The organism is Qipengyuania profundimaris (genome assembly GCF_030717945.1).
Lineage (GTDB): Bacteria > Pseudomonadota > Alphaproteobacteria > Sphingomonadales > Sphingomonadaceae > Qipengyuania > Qipengyuania profundimaris.
On record NZ_JAVAIM010000001.1, the window covers coordinates 2,241,294 to 2,257,107 of the forward strand.

The 15,814-nt window shown below is 64.4% G+C and carries 16 protein-coding genes; 8 read left to right on the top strand and 8 right to left on the bottom strand.

Annotated features, from left to right (window positions below; translation table 11 throughout):
- The first annotated feature begins 18 nt into the window (after positions 1-18).
- The 3 genes from Q9K02_RS11015 to Q9K02_RS11025 all read left to right on the top strand — a co-directional run bounded on the left by Q9K02_RS11015 (position 19) and on the right by Q9K02_RS11025 (position 4,065).
- A complete protein-coding gene (locus Q9K02_RS11015) occupies positions 19-2,199 on the top strand; it encodes an RNA degradosome polyphosphate kinase (protein ID WP_305932929.1) in 2,181 nt (726 codons plus the stop codon).
- Positions 2,196-3,677, top strand: a complete 1,482-nt coding sequence (locus Q9K02_RS11020) for a Ppx/GppA phosphatase family protein (RefSeq protein WP_305932930.1) — start codon at positions 2,196-2,198, stop codon at positions 3,675-3,677. Before Q9K02_RS11015 ends, Q9K02_RS11020 begins: the two co-directional genes overlap by 4 nt.
- Before the next feature lie 76 nt (positions 3,678-3,753).
- On the top strand, positions 3,754-4,065 hold the full coding sequence (locus Q9K02_RS11025) for a hypothetical protein (RefSeq protein WP_305932931.1): 312 nt from the start codon (positions 3,754-3,756) through the stop codon (positions 4,063-4,065).
- A 31-nt stretch (positions 4,066-4,096) separates the two neighbouring features.
- On the opposite strand, the gene apaG is transcribed toward Q9K02_RS11025, so the two are convergent.
- From apaG to Q9K02_RS11040, 3 genes are all read right to left on the bottom strand, one after another.
- Entirely contained in the window at positions 4,097-4,495 is a 399-nt protein-coding gene (gene apaG, locus Q9K02_RS11030; protein WP_305933506.1) for a Co2+/Mg2+ efflux protein ApaG, read from the bottom strand.
- 89 nt (positions 4,496-4,584) lie between these two features.
- Positions 4,585-6,537: an alpha/beta hydrolase family protein gene (locus Q9K02_RS11035; RefSeq protein WP_305932932.1), complete on the bottom strand. Its 1,953-nt coding sequence runs from the start codon at positions 6,535-6,537 to the stop codon at positions 4,585-4,587.
- A gap of 382 nt (positions 6,538-6,919) precedes the next feature.
- Positions 6,920-7,531: a 2-hydroxychromene-2-carboxylate isomerase gene (locus tag Q9K02_RS11040; RefSeq protein ID WP_305932933.1), complete on the bottom strand. Its 612-nt coding sequence runs from the start codon at positions 7,529-7,531 to the stop codon at positions 6,920-6,922.
- Positions 7,532-7,598: 67 nt separating this feature from the next.
- On the opposite strand from Q9K02_RS11040, the gene Q9K02_RS11045 reads away from it, so the two are divergent.
- The 3 genes from Q9K02_RS11045 to Q9K02_RS11055 all read left to right on the top strand — a co-directional run bounded on the left by Q9K02_RS11045 (position 7,599) and on the right by Q9K02_RS11055 (position 9,372).
- A complete protein-coding gene (locus tag Q9K02_RS11045; protein ID WP_305932934.1) occupies positions 7,599-8,081 on the top strand; it encodes an MgtC/SapB family protein in 483 nt (160 codons plus the stop codon).
- Positions 8,078-8,854 carry a hypothetical protein gene (locus Q9K02_RS11050; RefSeq protein ID WP_305932935.1) on the top strand — a complete coding sequence of 259 codons (777 nt, stop codon included), beginning with the start codon at positions 8,078-8,080 and terminating at the stop codon, positions 8,852-8,854. The genes Q9K02_RS11045 and Q9K02_RS11050 overlap by 4 nt, the downstream gene beginning before the upstream one ends.
- Before the next feature lie 101 nt (positions 8,855-8,955).
- On the top strand, positions 8,956-9,372 hold the full coding sequence (locus Q9K02_RS11055; protein WP_305932936.1) for a DUF6628 family protein: 417 nt from the start codon (positions 8,956-8,958) through the stop codon (positions 9,370-9,372).
- Here the strand turns inward: Q9K02_RS11055 and metZ are convergent.
- Positions 9,369-10,574: an O-succinylhomoserine sulfhydrylase gene (metZ, locus tag Q9K02_RS11060; protein WP_305932937.1), complete on the bottom strand. Its 1,206-nt coding sequence runs from the start codon at positions 10,572-10,574 to the stop codon at positions 9,369-9,371. The genes Q9K02_RS11055 and metZ overlap by 4 nt on opposite strands.
- A gap of 40 nt (positions 10,575-10,614) precedes the next feature.
- Complete coding sequence (locus Q9K02_RS11065; RefSeq protein WP_305932938.1) at positions 10,615-11,139, bottom strand: TetR/AcrR family transcriptional regulator; 525 nt, start codon at positions 11,137-11,139, stop codon at positions 10,615-10,617.
- 90 nt (positions 11,140-11,229) lie between these two features.
- On the opposite strand from Q9K02_RS11065, the gene Q9K02_RS11070 reads away from it, so the two are divergent.
- Both Q9K02_RS11070 and Q9K02_RS11075 read left to right on the top strand, forming a co-directional pair.
- Positions 11,230-11,616 carry a hypothetical protein gene (locus Q9K02_RS11070; protein WP_305932939.1) on the top strand — a complete coding sequence of 129 codons (387 nt, stop codon included), beginning with the start codon at positions 11,230-11,232 and terminating at the stop codon, positions 11,614-11,616.
- Between the two features lie 43 nt (positions 11,617-11,659).
- Complete coding sequence (locus Q9K02_RS11075) at positions 11,660-12,931, top strand: phospholipid carrier-dependent glycosyltransferase (protein WP_305932940.1); 1,272 nt, start codon at positions 11,660-11,662, stop codon at positions 12,929-12,931.
- Between the two features lie 56 nt (positions 12,932-12,987).
- Here the strand turns inward: Q9K02_RS11075 and Q9K02_RS11080 are convergent, their stop codons facing one another.
- The 3 genes from Q9K02_RS11080 to recO are packed head-to-tail and all read right to left on the bottom strand — an operon-like array spanning position 12,988 to position 15,814.
- Positions 12,988-14,118, bottom strand: coding sequence for a glycosyltransferase family 2 protein (locus tag Q9K02_RS11080; protein WP_305932941.1), 1,131 nt, complete (start codon positions 14,116-14,118; stop codon positions 12,988-12,990).
- Between the two features lie 32 nt (positions 14,119-14,150).
- Positions 14,151-15,218 (bottom strand): 3-isopropylmalate dehydrogenase, encoded by a 1,068-nt coding sequence (leuB, locus tag Q9K02_RS11085; protein ID WP_305932942.1) that lies wholly within the window; start codon positions 15,216-15,218, stop codon positions 14,151-14,153.
- Positions 15,215-15,814, bottom strand: a complete 600-nt coding sequence (recO, locus tag Q9K02_RS11090) for a DNA repair protein RecO (protein ID WP_305932943.1) — start codon at positions 15,812-15,814, stop codon at positions 15,215-15,217. The genes leuB and recO overlap by 4 nt, the downstream gene beginning before the upstream one ends.

Genomic DNA, 15,814 nt, shown 5'->3' on the forward strand with positions numbered 1-15,814 from the left:
ATGCGGCACACAGTGGGAATGCCGAAGACCCCGCTCGCCATGAACGACGACGTATCGCCCGATCCCGCGCCCGAAGCGCCTGCGCGCTTCGACACGCCAGAGACGCGCTACGTCAATCGCGAGCTGTCCTGGCTGAGCTTCAACCGCCGGGTGCTGGCCGAAGCGGAGAACGAGGCCTTCCCGCTCCTCGAACGGCTGCGTTTCCTCTCGATCAGCGCCAGCAATCTCGACGAATTCGTCATGATCCGCGTGGCGGGGCTGGAGGGTCAGGCGAGCCGCGGGCTGGAAACGCTGGGCATCGACGGCCGCGATCCGCAGCAGCAGCTGGAGGCGATCCGCGAGCAGATGGGGGCGCTGGTCGTGCGCCAGCAGCGCGTGCTGGACGATCTACGCCGCCTGCTCGCGCTGGAAGGCATCTGGATCGCGACCTTCGAGGATCTCGATGAGGGGCAGAAAGGCTGGCTGCGCGACTATTTCGAAAGCGACATCCTGCCGCTGATCACGCCGCAGGCGATCGACCCGAGCCACCCCTTCCCCTTCGTCGCCAATTTCGGCGCGGGCGTGATCTTCCGGCTGAAGCGCGGCAAGCGCAAGGCGGATCTGATGGAGATGGTCCTCATCCCCACCGCCGCGCCGCGCTTCGTGCGCGTCCCGGGCGAGAAGGCGATCTACGTCTCCATCGAGCAGCTGGTGGTGGAGTTCGCCGAACTGCTGTTTCCCGGCTTCAAGATCCTCGGCGACGGGCTGTTCCGCGTGTTGCGCGACAGCGACATCGAGGTCGAGGAAGAGGCCGAAGACCTCGTGCGCTTCTTCCGCACCGCCATCCAGCGCCGCCGCCGCGGCAATGTGGTGCTGCTGGAGTTGGACGACGAATGCGACGAGGTGGCCGAGGCCCTGCTGCGCGAGCAATTCGAAGTCGACGAGGAGATGACCGTCAAGACCAGCGGCATGCTTGGCCTCGCGGACCTTGCCGCCGTATGCAGCGAACCGCGCCCCGATCTCAAGTTCACGCCCTTCAGCCCGCGTTATCCCGAACGCATCCTGGCGCATGACGGCGATTGCTTCTCCGCCATTCGCGAGAAGGACATCGTCATCCACCACCCCTACGAAAGCTTCGAAGTGGTGGTCGATTTCCTGCGCCAGGCCGCGCGCGATCCGGCGGTCGTCTCGATCAAGCAGACGCTCTATCGCGCGGGCGACCAGTCGCCGGTGATCGCCGCGCTGATCGAAGCGGCGGAAAACGGCAAGGCCGTGACCGCCGTGGTCGAACTGAAGGCCCGCTTCGACGAGGAACGCAATCTCCAGTGGGCGACCGAGCTGGAGCGCGCCGGGGTGCAGGTGATCTACGGCTTCACCGAATGGAAAACCCACGCCAAGGTCAGCCTGGTCGTGCGCCGCGATGAGGATGGCTACGCCACCTACTGCCATTTCGGCACCGGCAATTACCATCCGGTCAATGCGCGGATCTACACCGATTTCAGCTATTTCACCGCCGACCCTGCCCTGGGGCGCGATGCGGCGAAGATGTTCAACTTCGTCACCGGCTATATCGAGCCGACCGACCTCGAGAAGCTCGCAATTTCTCCGATCGGCTTGCAGGACAAGCTTTACGAACTGATCGATCGCGAGATCGCCAATGCGGCCAAGGGCAAGCCAGCGGGCATCTGGGCCAAGATGAACTCGATCACCAACCAGGGCGTGATCGACAAGCTCTACGAGGCGAGCGCGGCAGGCGTGGAGATCGTGCTGGTGGTGCGCGGCATCTGCAGCCTGCGCGCAGGCGTGCCCGGTCTGTCGGACAATATCAGCGTCAAATCGATCATCGGCCGCTTCCTCGAACACAGCCGCATGTGGGCCTTTGCCAATGGGGCGGACCTGCCGAGCAAGAAAGCCGACGTCTGGATCACCAGCGCCGATGCGATGAGCCGCAATCTGGAGCACCGCGTCGAGGTCATGGTGCCGGTCACCAACAAGACCGTACACGACCAGCTGGTCGATCAGGTGATGCTGGCCAACATCCTCGATACCGAGCGCAGCTGGCGGCTGGGCGCGGACGGGCAATACGAGCGGATGCGGGTTGGCGAAGACGGCTTCAACTGCCACGAATATTTCATGGAGAACCCGTCGCTGTCGGGCCGCGGCAATGCGCTGAAGGCCCATGACGTGCCGCGCCTTACCCTGAAGGGCGAGCACACGTGAACCGCAAGCGCGGGACCGCCGCGCGCCTGCTGAAGCCCCCTCGCGCCGTGATCGACATCGGATCGAACACCGTCCGGCTGGTCATCTATGAAGGCAGCAAACGCGCACCCGAAACGGTCTGGAACGAGAAGGTTGCCGCGCGGCTGGGGCGCGACCTGTCGGAAACCGGGCGTATCCCGCAAGAGGCGCAGGACGAGGCGCTTGCTGCGCTGGCCCGCTATGCGCTGATCATCCGCGACCTCGGCATCGAGGACATCCAGACCGTTGCGACTGCCGCTCCGCGCGATGCCGAAAACGGGCCGGAATTCCTGTCGGCGGTGGCCGATCTGGGATTGGAACCGCGCCTGCTGAGCGGCGAGGAAGAGGCTCGCATCTCCGCGCATGGCGCATTGGGTGCCTTTCCCGGCTCGCATGGCGTGGTCGCCGATTTGGGCGGGGGCAGCCTCGAACTGGTCTCCATCGGGCAGAACGCGTGCCACGATGCCATTTCCCTGCCGTTCGGCACCTTGCGCCTTCCCGCCGTTCGCGCCGCGGGCGGGTTCGAAGATCGCGTGCGGACCTCGATCAATGACGTCGATTGGGCTGCGGACCATTCCGGCCCGATGTACATGATCGGCGGCACATGGCGCGCGTTGGCGTCCTACGCCATGCGCGAGCTCGATTATCCGCTCGACGATCCGCACGGCTTCGTTCTCTCGGTCGAAGATGCCGACCGCATGGCGGCCGAGCTGGTCGATGCGAAACCGGAGAAGCTGTCGAACATCAGCGGCATTTCCAGCATGAGGTCTGAATACCTGCCCGATGCCGCCGCTCTGCTGCGTCCGTTGCTGGAGGAATTCGAGCCGGAAGAGCTCGTGTTTTCGAGCTGGGGCATTCGCGAAGGGCTGCTATATGCGCGGCTCGATGCGGCCCAGCAGGCGCGCGACCCTCTGCTGGCCGGTGTCGGCGCCTTCGCTGCCGCGCGGGATAGCCACGTGATCGACGCGACGCTGGTGTCGGCCTGGACCGCCGACCTCGTCGAGAAATCCCGCCCCGGAGACGAGCGTAAGCGGATCGCCGCCGCACAGCTTGCCGCCTCGCTCCGACGGGTGGAGCCGAATTTGCGGCTGAAGAACGCGGTCGAATGGTCTCTCGACAAACGCTGGATCGATCTCAGCCCGCGGGGCCGCGCGATGATCTGCGCGGCGCTGGTCGGCTCGCTCGGCCGCACCGAACTGCCCGACCGCCTGCGCGAACTCGCCAGCGACGACGACCTGCGCGAGGGCATGACATGGGGGCTCGGCCTGCGATTGGCGCAACGGCTGGGCGCGGGGACGCGCGAGAGCCTGTCGCACAGCTCGCTACGGCGCGAAAACGGGGCGCTGGTCTTGCGCCTCGATCCCGAACGCGCGGCACTGGCGGCGGGGCCGGTTGAAACGGAGTTGCAACGGCTAGCCGACTGGCTTGGGCTTGAAGCGAAGGTCGCAGCTGGGAGTTAGCTAGCTCTCGGCGTCAAGTATGGATGTCTGCTTTCGACCCGTTTGCGAACGTTGCCGTAGCGGATATAGGTATCTGATGCCTGAAGCTTCGTCTCCCCTTCCTCCCCAAAACCCAGCTATGTTGGAGGAGCATGAGGCAAAGTTTATCCGGCAGACGATCGAGCGTTTTTATGGCGAAGACGCTGTCATTCGCAATTACGGGCCCGATCCGGATTCGTTGCAACTCCACGTCGAGGCGAATGTTGGCCGGGACATGAGACTTTACGACTGTCTTGGTGTTCTATTCACTCGAATTCAGCGTCCATCAGTTAGTTTGGAAATAACAAAGCGTGGAAGCAAAATTCTGGGCTCAGCCAAGATCGCTTACCGTCAGGGCGTGATTATCTAGCGTCCGCCTTCCACCTAAAAGCGGTCGGCAGTCAATCCGCCGTGGCAGGAGCCGCAAGTGGGAAGAACGGGATGCGGATTTCCAGCGGCGAGCCGTCTTCGGCGTGGAAGGTGTAGAAGCCCTCCATCGAGCCGTGCGGCGTTTCCAGCGGGCAGCCGCTGACGTAATCGTGGCTCTCGCCCGGGCGTAGCACCGGCTGTTCGCCGACCACGCCCTCGCCATCGACATGCGCGACCATGCCGCGCCCGTCGGTGATGCGCCAGTGGCGGGTCATCAGCTGGACGCGCTCATGCGAGCCGTTCTCGATGCGGATGTGATACACCCAGAACCACTTGCCCGCTTCGGGCTGCGATTGTTCGGGCAGGAAGTTCACCGCGACCCGGACGGTAATTCCGTCGGTCGTGGCGGCATGCTGGAAAAGCTCCTTGATCACGGGTCCAACGTAATACGGATGCGCCGTGGTGCAAGGCTTCGCGCCTGCAACACGGCGAGTTTTCCTCCGAATAGGGCAGTGCAGCTTCAGTCGGCGGGGTTATGCTCTGCGAGGAAGGCGACCAGCGTATCGTACCATTTCTGCTCGTTGGCGGGGTCGGTAAAGCCGTGCCCCTCCTTCTCGAACAGCAGTTCTACAGGCTTGACCGGTGCATCCTCCGCCGCATTGGTGAACTTGCGGAACTGCGACCACGGGACGTTGTTGTCCTCCTTGCCATGCGCAACAAGTACCGGACGGTTCAGGCCTGCCGCCAGCCGATAGGGTGAGACGCTGTCGAGGTCGAACTCTTCCTCGCCCTGCACGCGCTGTTCCCATTTCTTGCCCGCCTTGCGACTGAAATAGCGCCGATCGTACTTGAGCATCAGCTCCCAGTCGGTGACCCCGGCGAAGCTGGCGGCGCAGCGATAGCGGTCCGGATTGCGAATGACGGCCCACAGCGCGGCGTACCCGCCATAGGAACTGCCGACCACGCAGACGCGATCCTTGTCGGCGATGCCCTCGGCGACGGCCCAATCCATCGCATCGTCGAGATCGTCCTGCATCGCGCGGCCGATCTGCCCGCTGCCCAGCTCGAAGAATTTCTCGCCATAGCCGCCCGAGCCGCGGAAATTGGGCTGGATAACGGCATAGCCGAGATTGGCGAGTAGCTGGACCTCATCGTTGTAGTCGAGCTTGTCGCGCACGCCGTACGGTCCGCCATGCGGCAGCACGATCAGCGGCAGACCTTTCGCTTCGCGCCCTCTGGGCGTGGTCAGATAGGCGCGGATCTTCGTTCCGTCGCGCGCGGTATAGGTGACCGGCTTCGGCTTCGCGAGCTGGCTTTCGTCGATGTGGGGCCGAAGCTCCATGAACAGGTCGAGCTTCTTCTCCGCAGGGGAGAACAGGTAATAGGCACCGGGATCGGCCGAGCCGCCTGCCCATACGATCATGCGCGAATTGTCCTCCGCGCGCGATGCAACCCAGACTTCTTCCTCTTTCAACGCGCCGCTCAGCGCATTGTAGAGCTGATCGTATTCGGGATCGAACCAGTGCGCGCGGTCGCGGTCGTCGGCATAATAGACGCCGAGCGGCTTGCCGTCGCGCATGACGACGGCGTCGAGATCATGTTCGGGATGTTCGAACACGGTCTCGATCGGCTCGCGCGTGGCGAGATTGTAGAGATACAGGCCGACCCGCCCGTTCTCGCCTTCGCGCAGGACGTAGCCTTCATCGGACCCGCTGACGATCTGGCGCACGTCCCAGAACTTTTCCTCGAATTCGTCTTCCTTGATCTTCTCGATCAGGCGGAACTTGTCGTCGGCGTTGGCCCGGTAATGGATACGCATCTTGCGGTGCAGATAGCCGATCCCGAGGCGAAGCACGCCGGCATCGTCGGCATACCAGTCCCACACACCGTCGATCGGGCGCTGGAGGATGCGCGCGTCGCCACCTTCCCGAAGCTCGTATCGCATGACGCTCGGGTATTCGTAGAGCGACTTCTGTACGGATACGAGTGCGTAGGATCCATCCTTCGCGATATGGACGACGTTGTCGCCATCGATGGTGGGAAATTTCGCACCCAGCACTTCCATCGCGCCGGTCTTGAGATCGACGAAGGTCAGGCGAGTGAACCGCACATCGTCCCCACGCCACTGTCCGCTGGCCGAGAGGGAGACGAGCAGCTTGTCGCTTCCCGCCCAGCGCACCCATTCGATCTCATGCTCCTCGCCGATCGAAAAGCGCCGGAAGGGTTCTTGCGTCGCCGCATCGATGAGCGCCACAGATTGTTCACCGTCGACAACGGCCTTGGTGACAATCACTTTCCCGTCGGGCGAAAGCTGCGTGTGCGAGAACGGGCTGCGCTTGGCGAAAGCCGCGCCCGGTATGATCGGCGGACGGGAAGAAGCCGCCTGCGCGGAATGACCGCCCGTTTGCTGCGCCGCAACAGGCGCTGCAGAAACCACTGTCGCCAACAAGGCGAGATATGCGAAACGAAACATGCGACCCCCGAACCAATCAGCGTCAGCAATACACCAATGCAAGTATCGGGCAAGATTGCGCGCATGCGGTTATTAATGACTGGAAGCATCGGGCGGGATGCATTCGAAAACCGCGATCCCAGACGGCTGCTCTCGACGGACGTAGAGGACGAGCCATTGATCGGCGGCTTCTGGTTAATTTCGATTTACCGCGTTGCGAGAGGAGGCGCTAAGTTCCGCATGCTTACGTTACGGCAGTCCGAGGGGTCGGACGACCGAAGCAATGGGACAGTTTCGATGGTATTCGCATTCATCCAGCGCCTCGTGCGCGAACAGAGCGGGCTCGCGACGGTATGGGTGGCACCGCTGACTCTCGCCAGCGCCACGCTGCTCGCGCTCTAATTCAGGGCTTTCCGCCCGACAGATAGTCCTCGATCTGCCCGAGACGTTCCTTCCCGAACCACATTTCCTTTCCAACGAAGACCGTCGGTATGCCGAAGGCGCCGCGCTCGACGGCGTGGCTGGTGTTGTCGATCAGCTTCTGCTTGACCTCTGCTTCCTGCGTCCCGGCTAGCAACCGATCGGCGTCGAAGCCGCCCTCCTCCAGCACCCCGCGCACCGCGTCCACGTCCCCGCAATCGATGTTCCGCTCCCACACGGCAGGCTGTAGCGCATCCACCAGCGCGCGCCGCTCGTCCTCGTCCTGCGCGGCGACGAGGATGCGCTGGAGCAGGATCGAATTGAACGGCAGCGCCGGATGCATGCAGAAATCGCTCATCCCGTGCCGGTCGAGGAAGCGCTGGAATTCCAGCGCGGCATAGGCAACCTTGCCCTTCACATCCTTGTCCCGGAACATCGGCGGCGCATTGCCGGTCAGTTTGTGCATACCGCCGAGAAACACCGGCGTGACCACAAGCTCCGCTCCGGTCCGCTCGGCGATGGCCTTGAGCGGATACCACGCGAGATATCCGTTCGGCGCGGCGAGATCTAGGATGTATTCGATGGTGCGGGTCATGTGGGTTCCTGCCTTTCGCACCCAGGCTTAGGCGGAAACGAAAGCACCCCGCAACGTTGGCTTTTTTATGACAGACATGTTGCACCCGTCCTCGCTCAGCTGGTTCGACGTCGCATGGCGGCTGGGGGCGGCGACTCTGTTTCCCTTGATCGTCGGGCTCGAGCGGTTCTTTCACAAGAAACCGATCGATTTCCGACCCTTCGTCATCATCTCGGTGGCTGCCTGCGGACTGTTGATCGGCTCGATCGAACTGTTGCAGTCGAGCAACGACAGCCAGGCGCAGATCGACCCGACACGGGTCATCGAAGGGGTCATCACCGGCATCGGCTTCATCGGTGCGGGCGCGATGTTCCGCGAAGGCAATTACGTGCAGGGCGCAGGTTCCGCCGCATCGATCTGGTGCGCCGGGGCGATCGGCCTCGTCTGCGGGATGGGCGAATTGTGGCTCGGCGCGATCGTTTCGATCATCGTGTTTTTATTGCTGATCGTGAGCCGCCCCTTCACCGAGCGCTGGGACCCGGGATCGACCAAGGGGACAGATACTGAATGACGTGGGTGCGCCTCGGCCTCGGCGTAGCGTGTGCGACCATGATCGCGGGGTGCGCGCCAACCGAGACGCCGCCGGTCGAAATGCCGAAGCAGAGCGCTATGGCGAGCGCGCCAAAGGTCAGCGCCACAACCGAAACTCCCGATTACCCTCCCGATCTTCAGCGTATGCTCGAAAAGTCGGCCTTTGCCGGAATGCCCGGGGAGCCGTGCCTCGCCCGTGAGATCGAGCGACCCGCTTGGACGGAGCAGCCGGAGGTACGATCACGTTTGCGAGAGGTTCGCTCCGACAGCCTCTGGCTCGGTCGGTGGGCGCGAGAGAATCTGTCAGGCCGCCTCGCCTATGCCGGAGTCGGCTACGATTTCGCGCCGCGTCCGGAGGAGACCCTGCCGGACGCTCCGCCGCCACTGATCTACGAGATCGTCGTGACCGGCTCCGACCCGATCCGCCCGCCCCCGCTCGGCGACCGGGCGAAGGACGTGCCGGTGGTGGTGCGCTACGATGCGCCACTCTCGCATGACGAATTCATGGCGCGCCGTGAACAGGGAGGGCCGACCGCACGCCAACTGCTGCCTACACTGCAGGGCGAAGGCGGCTCCCCGTCGCGCTCCTGGGCGGTCTACCTGATGATCGGCGACTCGAAAAAGGAAGGCGTGGTCGATGACGCGCTCTCGCAGTGCGATGCCTTGCGCCGTGCCTACCGGCTGCCCGTGTTGATGGAGTTCTTCGAGGGAAGCATGACTACGCTCGACATGATGCCCGCGCCTCCGGAGTGAACATCTCAAACGACGAGGCGAGAAATCTCCCGCACTCGCCACGTTCATACTTGCGAATGATTTGCAATAGCATATGATCGCGAGCCGAAGGAGGACTTCCTATGACCCACCGATCTCCCGCTCCCGCGCTCGACCTGCCCCTGCCTGCCCGCCGCGATTTGTCGCTAGCGCTAGTGCTGGTCCGGCGAATGGCGATGAAAGGCCCCGACGATTCGCGGGCGGCGATGTTGGCATTGGATGTAGCTGGCAGCGGATTTCGCCGCTTGCTGGTACTCACCCGGTGCTTCGTCGTCGAACTCGCAAGATCCTCGCGCCGGACACTCACGCTCGCGCCTTGCTGTGCGACCGGCATGACGCGCGACGAGGCGCTGATGATCGACCTGCTGCGCAATGCCGACCTCGCCACCTATGCCGCGCTGACCGACGATGCGCCCTGCCACCGCGCTCGCTCGGCAGCGCAAGCGCTCGGAGAGGAACTCAGCGCGCTGGCTGCGCGGATAGGCTGGCGCGGCGGCTAGAGGCCCGCTGCAGACAATGCGCGGTCGAGGTCCTCTTTCAGATCCTCGATATCCTCCAGCCCGACATTGATCCGCAGCAGCCCCTCGGTCACCCCCATCGCGGCGCGGCCCTCCTCACCCATATTGGCGTGGGTCGTGCTGGCCGGGTGGCACATCAGGCTACGCGCATCGCCGATATTGTTGGAGATATCGACCAGCTCGAGCGCGTCGAGCACGGCGAAAGCCGTGGCGCGGTCGCCGACGTCGAAAGCGAAGATCGGCCCGGTGGCGACCATCTGCTTCATCGCCAGATCGTGGCGCGGATGGCTCGGCAGGCCTGGATGCAGCATCTTCGGCACGCGCGGCTCGATGAATGCGCCGAGCGCAACGGCATTCTCGCTCTGGCGCCGGGCGCGCAGGTCGAGCGTTTCGAGGCCCTTCAGCACCACCCAGGCATTGAACGGCGCGCAATTGGGGCCGGTGTTGCGCTGGAACGGCAGCAGCACCTCGTCGATCCATTCCTGCGATCCACAGACCGCGCCGGCGAGCACCCGCCCCTGCCCGTCCATCAGCTTGGTCGCACTATAGGCGACCACGTCCGCACCGAATTCCATCGGTTTCTGCAGCGCACTGGTGGCGAAAGCATTGTCGACCACGGTAGTGACGCCATGCGCCTTGGCGACGCCGCAAACATGGGCGAGGTCGACCACGTCGAGCGTGGGGTTAGCGGGTGTCTCGAAGAAAAAGGCCTTGGTGTTCGGCTTGATCGCCGCCTCCCAGGCGTCGTCGTCGGCGCTGTCGATCACGGTGGTCTCGATCCCGAAGCGCGGCAGCAGCTGATCGAGCAGCCAGCGGCACGAACCGAAGGCAGCGCGCGCGCCGACCACGTGATCGCCCGCGGACAGCTGGCACAGCAGCGCGGTGGTCATCGCCGCCATTCCGCTCGCCTGCGCGCGGCAGGCTTCGGCACCCTCCATCAGCGCGATGCGCTCTTCCAGCATGGCGACGGTAGGATTCTGCAACCGCGAATAGGTCATGCCCTGCATTTCGCCCGCGAAGCGATCCGCGGGGGTCTGGGCGTCATCGTAAGTATAGCCGCTGGTGAGGAACAGCGCCTCGCTGGTCTCGCCATGCTCGCTGCGCCAGGTGCCGCCGCGCACGGCCTGCGTTGCGGGACGCCACTTGCTGGTGATCGAGCGGTCGGTGCCGGTGGTCTTCTTCATGGACCGCGCGATAGCATAGGCGTGCGGCGCGGCAAGCGGGTCAGCCTTCCAGCGCGGCAAGCCCCGCTTCGCCGACATCGGGGCGCCCGACAGACCGCAGCATTTGCGCCCCCTCGATCACGGTCATCACTGCCCGCGCACCCGCCTTGGGGTCGGGGTCGCTTTCCGGCAGGTGGTCGACCACCCAGTCGAGCAATACGTCCATGATTCCTCCTGCTGCGTCGAAATAGGCTGCATTGTCGTTCGCGCATCCGGCGACGATGTCCCACCAGACGCGAAGAAAAGGCGCGAATTCAGGCCTGCCGGTAATGTCATATACCGTCTTCGCGCAGGCACGACGCGATCGTGCACGCTCCTGCGGAAAGGCGGTACCGAGCGCATCGGCGAACATGCCGGCCAGATATTCGAGGAGAGCGGCGACCAGAGCATCCTTGTTGCCGAAGTGGTAGAGCAGCATCCGATCGCTGGTGCCCGCAGCCTTTGCCAGCGGGCGGAGCGAGGCATCGGCGAGCCCGTGCTCCATGACATGGGTGGCAAGCAGCGGCAGCAGCGTTTCGCGAGACATCCGAGCAGGCGACATGGCAATGCTTGTAGCGAGTGCTACAAAACGCTACAAGTGTAGCACTCGCTACATACGATTCGGGAGCCTGCCGTAATGACGCCGTATATTGCTCTTTTCACAGTTGGGCTTGTCGCCGTTCTGGCCGCGCTGGGCTACATGCTCGCAAGCCGCGAAAAGACCGGCAGCCCGATCCTGGCAGCCATGCTCTCGGCGGCCTTCGGTGCCTACACGGCCGTCACGATTGCGACCGAGGGCGTGATGCCCGTCTGGCTCAACCATACGAGCAATCTGTGGGGCGTGCAGGTCTGGTGGGACCTGCTTTTCGCACTGGGCGTGGCCGTCTTTCTGGTTTTGCCGCGTGCGAGAGCGCAGGGCATGAATGTCCCGCTGTGGATCCTCTTTGTCGCCGCGACTGCCAGTATCGGCCTCCTTGCGATGGTCGCGCGCCTGTTCTGGCTGGAGTCGCGCACAACTTCGTGAACGCGCTTGTCGGCGCGCGGGCCTCTGCCTAAGCCATCGCGCGATGAGCCGCGCGCCCGAGCAACCCGTCGATCCCCTGCGCTGGTGCGGCGCGCTGGCGCTGGCATTCTGGCTGGCGACGCTGCCGTTCCTCACGATCGTCCCGCACGCCTATTTCGACGAGGTCCATTACCTTCCCGCCGCGCGCGAGCTGCTGGTGTTGGGCGAATTCACCAATCGCGAGCATCCGCTGGTCGGCAAAGAGCTGATCGCGCTGGGCATTGCTCTTTTCGGCGACAATCCCTGGGGCTGGCGACTGCTGCCGACGCTCTTCGGCACACTCGCGCTGTTCGCCAACATGCGCGCGTTGTGGTTCGCGACATGCAGCCGCTTCGCGACGCTGGCCTATGGCGTATTGCTGGCGACCGGTTTCCACCTGTTCGTGCATGCGCGCATCGCCATGCTCGACATCTTTTACCTCGCCTTCCTGAGCGTCGCCGCATGGCAGTTCGCCGCCGCGATCCGCCAGCCCGAGCAGGGCCGCTGGCGGCTGGCGCTGACAGGCGTTGCACTGGGCCTGGCGATGGGATCGAAGTGGAATGCGCTAGTCGTCGCCACCCTGCCGGGCCTGACCTTCCTGATCGCCCGCGCGCTGGCCGGCCGTCGCCGTTTGCTGCTGAGCCGCCGCGGCGCGCCCGGGCCGGGCATCACGCTGGTAGAAGCGGCGCTGTGGCTCGGCCTTGTCCCGCTACTGGTTTACGCCGCGACCTTCCTCCCGGCCTACCGTTTCGCCGTGAACCCGATTACCGAGGGGCTGGCGTTCCACCACCGGTTCATGCTCGATCTACAGACGCAGGTGCTGAAATCGCATCCCTACCAGTCGACCTGGCAGGACTGGGTGCTGAACGCGCGCTCGATCTGGTATCTCTACGAGCCGGTGGACGGCGTGCAGCGCGGGATCATGCTGATCGGCAATCCGCTGACGATGTATCTGGGCCTTGCCGGGCTGGCGTGGTGCCTGTTCCACGGCCTGCTGAGCCGAAACTGGGCCGCGCTCGGTGTAGTGATTCTCTATGCAGTGAGCCTCGGCTTCTGGATCGTCGCAGCCAAGCCGATCCAGTTCTACTACCACTATTCGCTGCCGAGCTTCCCGCTGCTGGCCGCATTGGCGCTCGCCTGCGACGCGCTATGGCGCAACGGCTGGCGCAAGACCGCCCTCGCCCCGCTTATTGGCAGCGTACTGGTCTTCGCGTGGTTCTACTCGATCCTCAGCGCCGAGCCGCTGGCAGGGCCGGACAGCTTTGCCGTGTGGACTTGGATCGAAGGGTGGAGGTGAGGGTTCGTTGGCATCCATCCGCGACTGACTGCGTCAGTCTCTGCGCCCGGTAAAACTCAATACCTACCCCAGACGAAGCGGCTCGACAGGGCGTAGTTCCATACCGACCCGATGCCGATGCCAACCAGTGCCGCGAGCACTTCGTGCAGGCCGCGGTCGTGCAGGGTCGTCGCTACAGCGACATTGGCGAAGGCGCCGATGGAGCAGGCGGCAATGAAGCTGACCCAGCCCCAGAACACTTTGTCCGCCGATTTCAGGCGACGGTCGCGGTAGGTGAGGAAATTGTTGAGCCAGAAATTGAAGGTCATCGCGCCGAAGGTCGCGACCGCCTGGCTCCAGCTGAAATCCGTGCTTGCGACCAGCAGAAAAGCGTAGAGGATCGCCATGTGCACGCCGATGCCGAGCACGCCGACCGTGCCGAACAGGGCGAAGCGGGTCGGGATCACGCGGCCGAAGCTCTTGTCGTAGAGCCCGGCGAGGAAATCGAGCGCGATGGCGCGGTCGAGCTTGGATTCGCCGGAGCGGCGGGCGGAGAAGTTCATCGGGAAATCCTTCACCTTGAGCGGTGTGTCCGAGGTGGCGAGCAAGTCGAGCAGGATCTTGAAGCCGATTCCTGAAAGATTGGGTACCAGCTTCCGCGCGGTTTCGGCGGGCAACAGGAAAAACCCGCTCATCGGGTCGGAGAGCTCGACGCCGGTCAGCTTGCGGGCAAGGAAATTGGCGACGCTCGACAGCTTCTCGCGGTCGGGGCGGCCCCATTCTTCCATGCTCGCGCCTTCGGCGAAGCGGCTGGCGACGGCGACTTCGGCCTCGCCCGATTTCACTGCGGCGAGCATGTCCACGAGCAGCTTGGGATCGTGCTGGTGATCGGCATCCATCACTGCGACATAGGGTGCGGCGGTGGCGCAGAAACCTTCGATGGCGGCGCTCGAGAGCCCGCGACGGCCGATGCGCTGGATCACGCGGACGCGGCTGTCGGTCAGCGAGAGGCGGCGCGCCTCGTCGCTGGTGCCGTCGGCGGAATTGTCGTCCACGATCAGCACTTCCCAGCCGCTCGCGCCCAGCGCACCCTCGATCCGCTCGACCAGCGGTGCAAGATTGTCGCGCTCGTTGAGCGTCGGCAGGATGATGGCGAGGTCCAGCGGATCGGTCCGGCCGGCCACGACGGGCTGCGTTTGCGGGTTCATATCCATTGCATGACGCGAATATCCGCCAATCCTCAAGATATGGTTAGCAGCTTCCTAACAATGGCGTCGCCGATCTCCGAGGTCGAGGCGCTGCCGCCGAGGTCGCCACCGAAGACGCCGTCTGCAAGGATGCCCTCAACCGCGCGCTCGACCCCCACGGCCTCCTCCTCGCGGCCGAGTGAGTGGCGCAACAGCATGGCGAGGCTGAGAACGGCAGCCACGGGATTGGCCTTGCCCTGCCCGGCGATATCGGGCGCGCTGCCGTGGATCGGTTCGTAGAGGCCGAAGGTGCCATATTCCGCCTGCCGCTCCCCCAGGCTGGCGCTGGCAAGCAGGCCGATGGAGCCGACGCAGGCGCTGGCCTGGTCCGACAATATGTCGCCGAACAGATTGCCGGTGACGATCGTATCGAACTGGCCGGGCGATTTCACCAGCTGCATGGCTGCGTTGTCGACATACATGTGGTCCAGTTCGACCTCGGGATAGTCCTTCGCCATCTCGATGACCGTCTCGCGCCAGATGCGACTGGTTTCGAGGACATTCGCCTTGTCGACGCTGGTCAGGCGCTTGCCCCGCCCCATGGCTGCGCGGAAGGCGACATGCGCGATGCGGCGCACCTCGGCCTCGTTATAGGACATGGCGTCCCAGCCCTCGCGCCCACCGGTGCTGTCGCGCTCGCCCTTGTCGCCGAAATAGACGTCGCCATTGAGTTCGCGCACCACCAGCAAGTCGATGCTGCGAGCAATATCGGGCTTGAGCGAAGACAAGTGCTCGAGGCCCGGGAAGCCTGCCGCAGGGCGCAGGTTCGCGAACAGGCCGAGCTCGCTCCGTAGGCCGAGGATCGCTTGTTCGGGCCGCAATTCGCGCGGCAGATCGTCGCAGGAGAAATCGCCGACCGCGCCGAACAGCACGGCGTCTGCAGCCCGCGCCATCTCCAGCGTCTCTGCGGGAAGCGGATGCCCGTGGCGGCGATAGGCGACCGCTCCGACATCGCCTTCGAACAGCGTCAGTCCCGGCAGGTCGAGCGCATCGAGCACGCGGCGCGCCTGTGCCGTCACTTCGGGTCCGATCCCGTCGCCGGGAAAAATCGCGATCTTCATTCCATCATCCGTGCCAGCCGCTGCCTCAAGAGCTGTCTTGCGGCTAGAACGTCGGCGCGGGTGTCGGCAAGCAGGTAGCGCGCGATCAACGGCTCCTGGCGGTCGAGAATTTCCAAGGCCTGCCCAAGGTCGGCTATCGCAGGCCGCTCTCCGCCATAGCCCAGTTCGCGCAGCAGCAGCGCCTCATACACCGCCAGCACTTCCACCCACTGTCGCGCGGCATCGGCAGAACAGATCGCCTCGAGCAATGCGCCGAGCGCAGCGTAGAGCGTGGGATAGGCATTGCGCTCCGGCAGCACAGCGGCGGTCAGTGCCGTGACCCATGCGATCGCGGCGGCGGGGAGTGGCTCGGAAAGCCACGGCCCGCGGCTCGTCACCAGCTCCAGCCGGGCGAAGGGCAGCTGGTTGTCCGATTTCGCGCGAACCTCGGCCTGCACGATGTTGCCCGGGATTACGACCGGCCGCAGATGCCGCCCGCGACCACCCGCGACATAGGCCGCGACCACGCCGCTCTGCTCGGTCAGCATGCGCGTGATCACCGCCGTCTCGCCATGCGGGCGCGCGGCGAGCAAAATTGCGGGGGCTGTGAGGTGCAT